A 13,047-nucleotide genomic window follows, 5' to 3' on the forward strand; every position below is an offset into this window, starting at 1 on the left:
GTTCTCCTGTGTCGAATTCGAAAAATTAGCCTGGCCGGATTCAGATCTCGTCGATGGACGAGGACTCGAACCGGGTCGAGATGTTGATGCCGAGCTCCTCCGCAGCGCGGAACGCGTCGTCGTCGGTGTCGCGGAGGTTGACCGCCGTGCCGTCGGCCGAGAGCACCTCGACGTTCAGGCAGAGCGACTGCATCTCCTTCATGAGCACCTTGAACGACTCGGGGATGCCGGGCTCCTGGATGTTCTCGCCCTTGACGATCGCCTCGTAGACCTTCACACGGCCGAGGATGTCGTCGGACTTGATCGTGAGGAGTTCCTGCAGGGCGTACGCGGCGCCGTAGGCCTCGAGTGCCCACACCTCCATCTCACCGAAGCGCTGGCCACCGAACTGCGCCTTACCACCCAGCGGCTGCTGCGTGATCATCGAGTACGGCCCGGTCGAACGCGCGTGGATCTTGTCGTCGACGAGGTGGTGCAGCTTCAGGATGTACATGTACCCGACCGAGATGGGCGCCGGGAACGGCTCGCCCGAACGTCCGTCGAACAGGCGGGTCTTGCCCGACGAGTCGATCAGACGGTCGCCGTCGCGCGTCGGCGTCGTCGAGTCGAGAAGACCGGCGATCTCCTGCTCGTACGCACCGTCGAACACCGGCGTTGCGACCTTAGTGCCGGCAGCGGCCTCGCGCGCCTCTTCGGGCAGCTTCGCCGCCCATTCGGGCGTGCCCTCGACCTTCCAGCCCTGCTTCGCGACCCAGCCGAGGTGCGTCTCGAGCACCTGACCGAAGTTCATTCGACCGGGGATGCCGAGCGGGTTGAGGATGATGTCGACGGGCGTTCCGTCCGCGAGGAACGGCATGTCCTCGACGGGCAGGATCTTGGCGATGACACCCTTGTTGCCGTGACGGCCGGCGAGCTTGTCACCCTCGGTGATCTTGCGCTTCTGAGCGATGTAGACCACGACGCGGCGGTTGACGCCCGAGCCGAGCTCGTCGTCGCCGTCCTCGGCGTTGAACTCCTTGACCGCGATGATGGTGCCCTGTTCACCGTGGGGCACCTTCAGCGACGTGTCGCGCACCTCGCGGCTCTTCTCGTTGAAGATCGCACGGAGCAGTCGTTCCTCGGCCGACAGTTCGGTCTCACCCTTCGGCGTGACCTTGCCGACGAGGATGTCGCCGGGACGGACCTCGGCGCCGATGCGGATGATGCCGCGCTCGTCGAGGTCCTTCAGCAGGTCGGGGCTCACGTTGGGGAGGTCACGGGTGATCTCCTCCTTGCCGAGCTTGGTGTCGCGGGCGTCGACCTCGTACTCCTCGATGTGGATCGACGAAAGCGTGTCGTCCTTCACGAGGTTCTGGCTGAGGATGATCGCGTCCTCGAAGTTGTGACCTTCCCACGTCATGAACGCCACGAGCAGGTTCTTGCCGAGAGCGAGCTCGCCGTTCTCGGTCGCGGGGCCGTCGGCGATGACCTCGCCGGCCTCGATGCGGTCGCCTGCCGAGACGATGACGCGCTGGTTGTAGCTCGTGCCCTGGTTCGACCGGTCGAACTTGCGCAGGTAGTAGTCCTGCGTGCCGCCCTCGTCGAGCTGGATGGTCACGACGTCGGCCGAGACCTCGAGGACCACACCGGCCTTCTCTGCGGTGACGACGTCACCGGCGTCGACGGCCGCGTAGCCCTCCATGCCGGTTCCGACGACAGGCGACTCCGAGCGCAGCAGCGGCACGGCCTGACGCTGCATGTTCGCACCCATGAGGGCGCGGTTGGCGTCGTCGTGCTCGAGGAACGGGATGAGCGAGGTCGCGACCGACACCATCTGGCGCGGCGAGACGTCCATGTACCCGATCTCGTCGGCGGGGATGAGGTCGACCTCGCCGCCGGTCTTACGGGCGAGGACGCGGTCCTCCTGGAAGTGGCCGTCGGCCTTCAGGGGCGCGTTGGCCTGCGCGACGACGAAGTCCGCCTCTTCGCTGGCCGTGAGGTACTGGATCTCGTCGGTGACCCGACCGTCCTTGACCACGCGGTAGGGCGTCTCGATGAAGCCGAACGCGTTGATGCGCGCGAACGATGCGAGCGAGCCGATCAGGCCGATGTTCGGGCCTTCCGGCGTCTCGATCGGGCACATGCGGCCGTAGTGCGAGGGGTGCACGTCACGCACCTCGACGCCGGCACGCTCACGTGACAGACCACCCGGGCCGAGCGCTGACAGGCGGCGCTTGTGGGTGAGGCCCGCGAGCGGGTTGTTCTGGTCCATGAACTGCGACAGCTGGGAGGTTCCGAAGAACTCCTTGATCGCGGCGACGACCGGACGCACGTTGATGAGCGTCTGCGGTGTGATCGCCTCGATGTCCTGCGTCGTCATGCGCTCACGAACGACACGCTCCATGCGCGACAGGCCCGTGCGGACCTGGTTCTGGATGAGCTCGCCGACGGCACGGATGCGGCGGTTGCCGAAGTTGTCGATGTCGTCGACGTCGAGACGGATCTCGGCCGGCTTGCCGCCACGCAGACCGTCGAAGGTCGCGTCGCCACGGTGGAGGCGCACCAGGTACTTGATCGTCGCGACGATGTCGTCGACGGTCAGCACGGAGTCGTCGATCGTCGTGTCGAGACCGAGCTTCTGGTTGATCTTGTAGCGACCGACCTTCGCGAGGTCGTAGCGCTTCGGGTTGAAGTAGAAGTTGTCCAGCAGCGCGCGGGCGGCCTCGGCGGCAACCTGCTCGCCCGGACGGAGCTTCCGGTAGATGTCGCGGAGGGCGTCTTCCTTCGTGAGGATCGTGTCCTTGGCGAGGGTCTCTTCGATCGAGTCGAAGCCGGCGAACTCACGCTGGATGTCTTCGGTCGTGAGGCCGAGGGCCTTGAGGAAGACGGTCACCGACTGCTTGCGCTTGCGGTCGATACGCACGCCCACCTGGTCGCGCTTGTCGATCTCGAACTCGAGCCACGCACCGCGGCTCGGGATCACGCGGGCCGAGACGATGTCCTTGTCACTGGTCTTGTCAGGCGTCTTGTCGAAGTAGACACCGGGCGAACGCACCAGCTGCGACACGACGACACGCTCGGTGCCGTTGATGATGAACGTGCCCTTGTCCGTCTGCAGGGGGAAGTCACCCATGAAGACGGTCTGGGTCTTGATCTCACCGGTCTGGTGGTTCATGAACTCGGCCTCGACGTAGAGCGGCGCCGCGTACGTCTTGCCGCGCTCCTTGCACTCGTCGATCGAGTACTTCTCGGGCTCGAGGTAGGGGTTCGTGAACGAGAGCTGCATCGTCTCGCTGAGGTCCTCGATGGGCGAGATCTCCTCGAAGATCTCCTCGAGACCACTCGTGTCCGGAACGCCCTTGCGACCGGCCGTGCGGGCTTCGGCCACGCGCGCCTTCCAGGCGTCGTTGCCGACGAGCCAGTCGAAGGACTCCGTCTGCAACGCGAGGAGGTCGGGGACCTCCAGCGTGTCGGAGATCTTGGCGAACGACAGACGCGATGCGCCGCGGCCGTTCTTGAGGGTGGTGGTGGGGTTGGATGCGTTGCGCGCAGCAGCCAAGGGGATTACCTCCGTGGGCCCGATCGGGCTCGTTTCCTTGTCGTCAGGTGGAGTGCTCCGTATTCCCGAAGTCAGGCGCCGCACACGTCACGCACATTCGAGCGGGACGGGGCACGCAGACACAGCCAACCACCATATGAAGGCAGGGGGTTCGGAGCGCAACTACCAACTATAGGCCGCAAGGCACGCCGTGTCCAGTCGCATTCTTGACGATCCTGGAGCGCTGGGGTATAAATGCGCGCTCCGTCACGGACGAGCGTGGCGGAATCGGATGAGAGTGCCCGGCCGGGCCTGAGCGAGCAGGTCGAGGGATGCGGCGGTCACGACCGCGATGACGGGATATCCACCCGTGACGGGTCCGTCGGCGAACAGAACGGTCGGCTGCCCGGAGGGAGGTACCTGCACCGCACCCGGCACCATGCCTTCGCTGGCGATCTCGCCCTCGCGCGACCGCGCGAGCAGTGGCCCGTCGAGTCGAACCCCGACGCGGTCGGCGTCGTTCGTGACCGTCCACACCGCATCGAACAGCGCGGCACGCGCGTCTTCGGTGAACCAGTCGACCCGAGGCCCGTCCGCGAGGTCGAGGGTGATCTCATCGTCGGGCGGAGGCCCCCACGCCACGGGTGGCGCGGGCGGTACGGGTCCCTGCTGGTCGTCGGCGAGGGCAAGGGAGTCTCCGGCGCGCAGCGCCGGTCGCCCCAACGCCGCGAGCGTGTCGGTGGATCGCGAACCGAGGATCCCTGGTGCATCGATCCCGCCGCGCGCCGCGACGTACGCGCGGGCACCGCGTGTGAACCAGTCGAGACGCAGCTCGACCCCCGGCATCCATTCGTGAGCGACGTACGGATCGATCTCGCGCCCGCCGAGGTGAACCGGCCCCCACGCACCCGTCACAGCCACCCACAGGTGCTGCTCGGCGACCGCACGGAATCCGCCCATCGTCACCTCGATACCGGCGGCGCCCTCGGAGTTTCCCACGAGCCGGTTCGCGGTCCGCAGTGCTCCCCGGTCGGCGGCACCCGACGGAGCCACCCCGAGCGACGCCGCGCCTGGCCGGCCGAGGTCCTGCACGGTGGCGAGCAGCCCCGGTTCGACGACCCGCAGACCCGGTCGTTCGTCGCCGAGTGGCCGCTCGACGGCGGAACGGTGGCCTGCACTCCGACCGCCACCGGCACCTCGCGCGCCAGTCGCGGGCACCGTCGGGCGAAACCGCACGCGCGTGCCGGGCGCGAGCAGCGCCGGGTCGGCGGCACCCGGATCGAACAGCGTCGCCGAGGTCGTGCCGATCAGCCGCCACCCGCCCGGGGTCTCGCGCGGGTACGCACCGCTGAAAACCCCGGCGAGACCGACGGCGCCGGCAGGGACGCGCGTTCGCGGTGCCGGCAGGCGCGGCACGTCGAACGGCCACTCCGGACTGACGAGGTAGCCGAAGCCCGGGGCGAACCCGGTGAATGCGACGGTCCACTCCGTTTCGGTGTGCCGACGGACGAGTTCATCCGGCGATAGGCCGAGGAGCGCCGCGGTCTCGTCGAGGTCCGCACCGTCGTACGTGATGTCGAGGTCGACGGCCATGGACCGCGTGGGCCCGGGCAAGGTCTCCGCATCCGCCGACATGGCCCATGCGCGCGCGGCCTCGATCGAGATGACAGCGGGGTCGATGCGGACGAGCACCGTGCCGGCTGCCGGCACGAGGTCGACCACCCCTGGGGGTCGCGTCGCCTGGAGCCGACGATGAAGTGCGAGCACCTCGGCCGGCGAGCCGAGCTCGAGCAGAAAGGCGCGCTCCCCCATCGGGCGCGCGATCACCATGGCGCACGCACGTCGATCGCAGCGTCGTCGAGCGCCGACCGGACGGCACGGGCCATCGCCACGGCCGACGGCGAGTCGCCGTGCAGACACATCGACACGGCGCGGGTTCGGACGACGCTTCCGTCGACAGCCTCCACCTCGCCGTGGCGGGCCAGGCGCACCGCGCGCGCGGCGACGACCTCGGGTGAGTCGAGCAACGCCCCGGGCTGTCCGCGGGGAACGAGCGCACCCGTGGGCAGGTAGCCACGGTCGAGGAAGGCCTCGCCCACGAAGGGCAGCCCCACATCCTCGGCCGCCGCGAGGATCTCTCCCGCGAGACCCAGGATCGGAAGGGCCCGCCCCGCACGCTCGGATGCGGCGGCCACGACATGGGCGACGACCCGCGCCTGCCCGGCATCGGTGGTCACCGCGTGGTACAGCGCCCCGTGCGGCTTGACGTAGCGGATCGACGCGCCCGCGCGTTCGAGTGCGCGCAACTGCTGGTCCAGTGTCAGCGCAAGGTCGTCATCGTCGATGTCGATGCGAACCCGTCCGAAGCCGACACGGTCGGGGTAGGAGGGATGCGCACCGACGGCGACCCGATGCCGCCGTGCACGATCGACCGCTTCGGTGAGCGCGGCGCCGCCGCCGGCATGACCCCCGCACGCGATGTTGGCGCTCGAGATCACGGCGAACATCGCTTCGTCGTCGGCGGTGGGCACCCCGTCGACGGTCTCGCCGAGGTCCGCATTGAGGTCGATCGCCGCCATGTGCCCACGATACGCGCCGCGCAACTCCACCGATCGGTGACCCGGAGGGCCCAGAAGCGCGGATTCGGGGTCGCCCGGGGCCGAATCCGTGGAGTTCGGCAGATGCCCGGCGCCGGTGGCACACGACCGGCGCGGCGGCCGCGTGCCCGGCCGGCGCCCGTGGACGGTGTTCTGGGGTCACGGATGGGTAAAGGCTGTGGAGACACCCGGACAGATCGGGAGCCGGCGCGGCAGGATAGGTGAATGGTCCGCTCCTCCGAACGCCCCACCCCCGGCGCTCCTCTCCTCCAGGTCCGCGATGTCGCGGTGCAGTTTCAGACGCTGGAGGGATCGGTGCAGGCCGTCCAACAGGTCGACCTCGATCTGGCTGCCGGCGAGACGCTCGCGATCGTCGGCGAATCGGGCTCGGGCAAGTCGACCACCGCGATGGCGGTCATCGGTCTACTGCCGGGCAATGGCCGCGTGACGGCCGGAAGCATCCGTCTCGAGGGCGAAGAGCTCGTCGGTGCTTCCGAGAGTGTCATGCGCACCGTGCGCGGGGCGACGATCGGACTGGTCCCGCAGGATCCGATGTCGAACCTCAACCCGGTCTCGAAGATCGGTACCCAGATCGCCGAGACCCTCCTCGCCCACGGCTTGGCCACCCGCAAGGATGTCGACCGGAAGGTCGTCGAGACGCTCGAAGCCGCGGGGCTCCCGAACGCAGCCGAGCGTGCGAAGCAGTACCCGCACGAGTTCTCGGGTGGAATGCGCCAGCGCGCCCTCATCGCGATCGGACTGGCCTGCAACCCCAAGCTCCTCATCGCCGACGAGCCGACGAGCGCCCTCGACGTCACGGTCCAGAAGACCATCCTCGATCAGCTCGGCCGCATGACGACCGACCTGGGCACCTCTGTGATGCTCATCACCCACGATCTCGGACTCGCCGCGGAGCGGGCATCGCAGGTGGTCGTGATGCATCGCGGCCGGATCGTCGAACAGGGTCCCGCGCGCCAGATCCTCGAAGACCCCCAGCAGCCGTACACCCAGGCGCTCGTGAAGGCCGCGCCGTCGGTATCGGCCGTGCGCCTGCGTCCCGAGGTCTTCCGTGTCGGCTTCGACGGCTCGGATGCCGCAGCCCCCGCCGCGACGCCGGATATCTCGCCGACGTCGACCGCCGATCACACCGAGTCGGCATCGCCCGCGACGGCACCCGACAACATCGTCGAGGTCGAGGGGCTCACCAAGATCTACAAGATCCGTGGCAAGAAGGAGGACTTCGCGGCGGTGAACGATGTGTCGTTCGCGATTCCGCGTGGCGAGACGGTCGCGATCGTGGGCGAGTCCGGTTCGGGCAAGACCACCACGGCACGGATGCTGTTGAAGGTGATCGAACCGACCAGCGGAGCGATGACCTTCGACGGACAGGATGTCGCGAGCCTCAAGGGTCGCGCGCTGCGGGAGTTCCGGCAGAAGGTCCAGCCGATCTTCCAAGACCCGTACTCGTCGCTGAACCCCATGTTCACGATCGAGCGGATCATCGAAGAGCCGCTCACGTTCTACAAGCGCGGCTCCGCGAAGGAGCGCGAGGCGCGCGTACGGCAGTTGCTCGATGACGTCGCCCTTCCGCAATCGATGTTGCGCCGCTACCCGTCGGAGCTCTCCGGAGGACAGCGTCAGCGTGTCGCGATCGCGCGGGCTCTGGCACTCTCGCCCGAGCTCATCGTGTGCGACGAACCGGTCTCGGCCCTCGACGTCCTCGTGCAGGATCAGGTGCTGACGCTCTTGCGGGATCTGCAGTCCGAGTACGGTCTCAGCTATCTCTTCATCTCGCATGACCTCGCCGTCGTGCGACTGATCAGCGACTACGTCTGCGTGATGAAGGATGGAGCCCTCGTCGAAGCGGCGTCGTCCGAGGAGATCTTCACCAACCCGCGCGATCCCTACACGCGCCACCTTCTCGCGTCGATCCCGGGCAACGAACTCGACATCGCGGTCTGATCTCCGAAACGGGCTTGCGTTCGTTCCGCCGCGTCGGGGCCACCGTGACGAGGTGGCCCGTCGTCACCGCTGACGCGTGCGCGGATCCATTGCTTCGCGCAGCGACTCCCCCAGGAGCGTGAAGCCGAGGGCAGTCACCATGATGCAGATGCCGGGGAAGAACGCCAACCACGGCGCGATCGCCAGCTCGGACTGCGCGTAGGTGAGCATCCGACCCCATTCGGCCGTCTCGGGGCGCCCGCCGCCGAGGCCGAGGAACGACAGCGCCGCCGCATCGATGACCGCGGTCGCCAGGGTCAGCGTTCCCTGCACGATCACGGGGCCGATGCTGTTGGGCAGCACATGGCTCATCGTGATCGTGCCCCGGCCGAGCCCGAGCGTCTGGGCGGACAGCACATAGTCGGCGCTGCGTTGCTGGAGCATCGATGCACGCAGGAGGCGCGCGAAGATCGGCACCTGCGACGCTCCGATGGCGATCATGACGGCGAGCTGCGACTGACCGAGGATCGCGGCGATCGACACGGCCAGCAGCAGGTTCGGCACCGACAGCAGCAAGTCGACGAAGCGCATGATGACGTTGTCGACCCAGCCACCGAACATGCCGGCGAGCAGCCCGAGCAACATGCCTCCGGCAAGCCCGAGTGCCGTCGAGACGACGCCGATCAGCAGCGACGCCTGTGCACCCCAGATGAGTTTGGACAGCACGTCGCCGCCGAACCGGTCGAGACCGAGCGGGAACTCGGGGATCTCCCCCGGCCCGGGGATGTGGGTGGGGGTGATGTATCTGGCGCCGGGCAGGGCCGTCTCGGGGTAGGGGGCGAGCCAGGGAGCGAGGACGGAGACGGCGACGAAGAGGAAGACGATGATCGCCCCGGCCCAGGCGGTCGGGTTGTGGCGCAGGCGCCGGAAGACGCCGCGCCAGAAGCCCCCACCGCCGGAGCGCGCGGAGAGGAGTTCGCGATCGTCGACCGCGGTGTCGTCGACGGGACCGCCTTCGGGTGCGGGCGGGAGCATGGCGGAGGTCATGCGTCTCCTCCCCCCGTGACGTTCAGGATGTCGTTCATGAGACCCTCACTCTCGGGTCGATGAAGCTATAGGAGATGTCGACCATGAGGTTGATCAGTGCGTAGGCGATCGCGATGAAGATGATGAACCCCTGTAAGACGGGATAGTCGCGCGCGAAGATCGCTTGGGCGAGGAACGAACCGATCCCCGGGTAGGCGAAGACGGTCTCGGTGAGCACCGCGCCGGCGATGAGCAGACCGACCTGCAGGCCGATCGTGGTGATCACGGGGAGCATCGCGTTGCGCAGGATGAAGCGGTTGCGCAGCGTTCCCCGACCGATCCCCTTGGCGCGTCCGGTGCGCACATAGTCGGCGTTCTGCACTTCGAGGACGGAAGCGCGCGTGATGCGCACGATGATCGCGAGCGGGATCGTCCCCAGCGCGATGGCGGGAAGGATGAGGTGCAGAATGGCATCCCACGCCGCATCGAACTCTCCGGTCAGGATGCCGTCGAGAACGTAGAAGCCCGTGGGATGCGTGGCGTCGATGCGCGGGTCCTGTCGTCCGTCGGAGGGCAACCAGCCCAGTTGCACGGCGAAGACGTACTTGAGGATGAACGCCAGGAAGAACACCGGGATGGTGATTCCGACGAGGCTCAGCACGACCGAGGCGTGGTCGGTGAACTTGCCGTGGCGCCGTGCCGCCCAGTATCCGAGCGGCACACCGATTCCGATCGCGAAGATCAGTGCCGCGATCGACAGTTCGATCGTCGCCGGAAAACGCCGGAAGAACTCCTCGGTGACCGCGCGGCTCGTTTCGATCGACGCGCCGAAGTCGCCGGCGAGGAGACGTCCCGTCCACGTGAAGTACTGCTCCAGCAGCGGTCGGTCGAACCCGTAGAGGCTGTTGATCCGTTCGATCGCGTCGGGGGTCGCGCGCTCACCGAGGAGGGCGACGGCAGGGCCTCCGGGCAACGACCGCACCCAGAGGAAGAGCAGGATGCTCAGGCCGACGAGGGTGGGGACGAGGAGCAGAAGCCTCTTTCCGATGGTGCGCAGCACTGCGGGCGATCTCCAGGATGTCGGGGTGGAGCGCGGCGCGGAAGGGATGTCGTTCCCCTCCGCGCCGCGCCGTGCGGCTCAGGCCGCGGTCACTCGGCCAGGACGATGTCGGTGAAGACCTCGTCGTTGACCGGGCTGGCCGGGTAGCTCTCGACGCGCGGCGAGAACGCGAGCGTCGGGGCGGGGTGGGCCAGCGGGACACCCGGGATGAACGTCGCGACCATCTCGTTGATGGCCTGGTAGAGCGCCGTCTGCTCCTCGAGGTTCGCGACACCACGCGCTTCGGCGAGGGCGGCGAACAGCTCGGGGTTGTCGAAGCCCCACTCCGACGACTGTCCTCCGAAGAAGACGCCGACGAAGTTGTCGGTGTCGTTGTAGTCACCCGTCCACCCGAGGAGGTGGATGCCGTGATCCGAGGTCCCCGTGATCTTGTCGAGGTAGTCGGGGCTCCACGCATCCGTCTCGGGAACGGTGACGACACCGACCTCGGCGAGCTGGCTGGAGAGGACCGTGAAGATCTGCTCCGGGTCCGGCATGTACGGACGCGAGACGTCGACCGGGTAGTTGAAGGTCAGCGTCAGCGGGTTGTCCTCGGTGTAGCCGGCTTCGGCCAGAAGCGACATCGCGAGTTCGGGGTCGTACTCGTAGGTGGTCACGTCGGCGTTCCACCCGTTGACCGTGTCGGGCATGAACTGCGTCGCCTTCTCGGTGCCTTCGGGGAGGACCTGCGCGATGAGCGCGTCCTTGTCGATTGCATGCGAGAGCGCTTCACGCACGACGGGGTCCTGCAGCTCGGGCACCGCCTGGTTGAACGCGAGGTAGAGCACCGTGAACGGCGGGCGCGAGACCATCGTGAAGCCGTCCTCTTCGAGAGCGGCGGTGTCGGCCGGCCCGACGAGGTCGTACCCGTCGATCGAACCGGACTCGAGCGCCTGGCGACGGGCCGTCGGATCGTCGATGACGCGGAAGATGATCTCGTCGACCTGCCCGCTGTCACCCCAGTAATCCTCGTAGGACGAGAGCGTCAGCTGCTCGCCCGGCGACCACTCGTCGAACTTGTACGGTCCGGTTCCGGTGGGGTGTCCCTGGCCGTACTCCGAAAGCGTCGGCGCCTCGGCCGAACCGCCGATCTCGTCGGCACCGTACTCGGCGAGCGCGGTCGGGCTCTGCATGGCGAACGCGGGCAGCGACAGCGCGGGGATGAACCCGGCGAACGGCTGGTTGAGTTCGACGGTGACCGTCGAGTCCCCGTCGACGGTGCAGGACTTGTAGACGGCGTCTTCGGGGTTCTCGACGTATCCGCGGAAGAGCTTGCCGTAATAGTACGACAGCGCCTCGCTGGCGGCGAGACCGGTCCAGTTGTACCAGCGGTCGAAGTTCGCGCACACCGCGTCAGCGTTGAACGGGGTGCCGTCGTGGAAGGTGACGCCCTCCTTCAGCTGGAACGTGTGCGACATCCCGTCCTCGGACGACTCCCACGATTCCGCCAAGAGCGGGGCGGGGTCGGCGGTGCCGGGAACCGTCCCGACGAGTCCCTCGAAGATCTGGCGCGAGACGCGGAAGGTCTCGCCGTCCTGCGCGAAGGCAGGGTCGAGGTTGGCCGGGTCGGACGAAGCACCGAAGACGAACGTGCCGTCGACGCCACCCTCGGCGTCACCGCCGTCGTCCCCGCGCTCGCTGGCGCATCCGGTCAGGATCAGCGCGCCGATGGCAGCGGCTGCGGCGCCCGCCATCCAACGCCTTCTCGAATTGTGGAGCATGTGCTGTGCACCTTCCGTGTGGTTCGGCGGACCGACGCCGCGGCGTCGTCGCCCGCCGGCTATGTGATGAGACGAAGCTACCCGCGACCGCGGTGGCCGGAGGTTACGCCTTCGTCTCGATCGTGTATCGACCGTGTCAGCGGCGTGCGCATCAGCGTAATGCTCAATGCCCGCCACCTGTTCTGCGCATATCCCCCTATGTGGATAACTCCGTCTCCGCAATCGGAACAGGTAACGTGGATCCATGGCGCGTGCGAGATTCGAGCCTGCGCCGGCGCGGGCGCGGCTGTCCGACGGCACGATCGCGCAGGTCACGACGGCCGCCTTCGCCGGCGGATGGGAACTCGTCGTCGACGGCACGCCGCAGTCGCACGTCGACCTCGATGACGCGACACATCTGCACTTCGAGTACATCGCCCGCATGGGTGCCGTGGTCGACGTCCTCCGGATGCCGGGGCAGCCGATCACCGCCGTCCACCTCGGCGCCGGCGCCCTCACTCTGCCGCGCTACATCGATGCCACGCGTCCGGGGTCGCGTCAGCAGGTGATCGAACTCGAACCCGCGCTCTGGGACCTGGTCAGAGAGAACCTCCCCCTCCGCCGCGGCGCGGCGATCCGCGTGCGCATCGGTGACGCACGCGCCGGGCTCGGTCGCCTCCCCGACGCCATGACCGGCAACGTCGACCTGCTCGTCTCGGATGTCTTCAGCGGCGCACAGACACCTGCCCACCTGACGACCCGCGAGTTCTACCGCGAGGCGGCGGCACTGCTCGCCGACGACGGGGTGCTGCTAGTCAACGTCGCCGACGGCGCCGGTCTTGCGTTCGCGCGGCGACAGGTCGCGACCGTGCGCGAGGTGCTGGAGCACGTGATCCTGCTCGCCGAAGTGCAAACGCTCAAGGGCAGGCGCTTCGGCAACGTGGTGCTCGCCGCATCCGCTCGCCCCCTCCCCACGCAGTGGCTGCCCCGCCTCATGGCGGCCGGACCCCACCCGGCGAAGGTCGCGGAAGGCGCGGAGATCGAACGCTTCATCCAGGGTGCGGGGATCGCGACGGATGCCGATGCCCGCCCGTCACCGAAACCCTCGGACTCGGTCTTCGACCGCTGAGCACGGAACAACCCCGGCGTGCCGACGGACCGGCGCGC

General features: G+C 67.9%; 8 protein-coding genes. 2 read left to right on the forward strand and 6 right to left on the reverse strand.

Annotated elements, in window-relative coordinates:
• Window positions 1-40 precede the first annotated feature (40 nt).
• The 3 genes from rpoB to ACFQZV_RS00125 form a co-directional block, all read right to left on the reverse strand.
• Window positions 41-3,538, reverse strand: coding sequence for a DNA-directed RNA polymerase subunit beta (rpoB, locus tag ACFQZV_RS00115; protein ID WP_378753842.1), 3,498 nt, complete (start codon window positions 3,536-3,538; stop codon window positions 41-43).
• A gap of 246 nt (window positions 3,539-3,784) precedes the next feature.
• Window positions 3,785-5,347, reverse strand: coding sequence for a 5-oxoprolinase subunit B/C family protein (locus tag ACFQZV_RS00120; RefSeq protein WP_378783213.1), 1,563 nt, complete (start codon window positions 5,345-5,347; stop codon window positions 3,785-3,787).
• Complete coding sequence (locus tag ACFQZV_RS00125; protein ID WP_378754101.1) at window positions 5,341-6,096, reverse strand: 5-oxoprolinase subunit PxpA; 756 nt, start codon at window positions 6,094-6,096, stop codon at window positions 5,341-5,343. The genes ACFQZV_RS00120 and ACFQZV_RS00125 overlap by 7 nt, the downstream gene beginning before the upstream one ends.
• A gap of 243 nt (window positions 6,097-6,339) precedes the next feature.
• Between ACFQZV_RS00125 and ACFQZV_RS00130 the strand changes: the two genes are divergently transcribed.
• Window positions 6,340-8,076, forward strand: coding sequence for an ABC transporter ATP-binding protein (locus tag ACFQZV_RS00130; protein ID WP_378754103.1), 1,737 nt, complete (start codon window positions 6,340-6,342; stop codon window positions 8,074-8,076).
• 63 nt (window positions 8,077-8,139) lie between these two features.
• Here the strand turns inward: ACFQZV_RS00130 and ACFQZV_RS00135 are convergent, their stop codons facing one another.
• The 3 genes from ACFQZV_RS00135 to ACFQZV_RS00145 form a co-directional block, all read right to left on the reverse strand.
• A complete protein-coding gene (locus ACFQZV_RS00135) occupies window positions 8,140-9,102 on the reverse strand; it encodes an ABC transporter permease (protein WP_378754105.1) in 963 nt (320 codons plus the stop codon).
• A 34-nt stretch (window positions 9,103-9,136) separates the two neighbouring features.
• A complete protein-coding gene (locus ACFQZV_RS00140) occupies window positions 9,137-10,141 on the reverse strand; it encodes an ABC transporter permease (RefSeq protein WP_378754107.1) in 1,005 nt (334 codons plus the stop codon).
• An 89-nt stretch (window positions 10,142-10,230) separates the two neighbouring features.
• A complete protein-coding gene (locus ACFQZV_RS00145) occupies window positions 10,231-11,901 on the reverse strand; it encodes an ABC transporter substrate-binding protein (RefSeq protein WP_378754109.1) in 1,671 nt (556 codons plus the stop codon).
• Window positions 11,902-12,145: 244 nt separating this feature from the next.
• On the opposite strand from ACFQZV_RS00145, the gene ACFQZV_RS00150 reads away from it, so the two are divergent.
• On the forward strand, window positions 12,146-13,009 hold the full coding sequence (locus tag ACFQZV_RS00150) for a spermidine synthase (RefSeq protein WP_378754111.1): 864 nt from the start codon (window positions 12,146-12,148) through the stop codon (window positions 13,007-13,009).
• Window positions 13,010-13,047 lie beyond the last annotated feature (38 nt).

It is taken from the genome of Microbacterium koreense, from assembly GCF_042677105.1.
GTDB classification, from domain to species: Bacteria; Actinomycetota; Actinomycetes; order Actinomycetales; family Microbacteriaceae; genus Microbacterium; species Microbacterium koreense.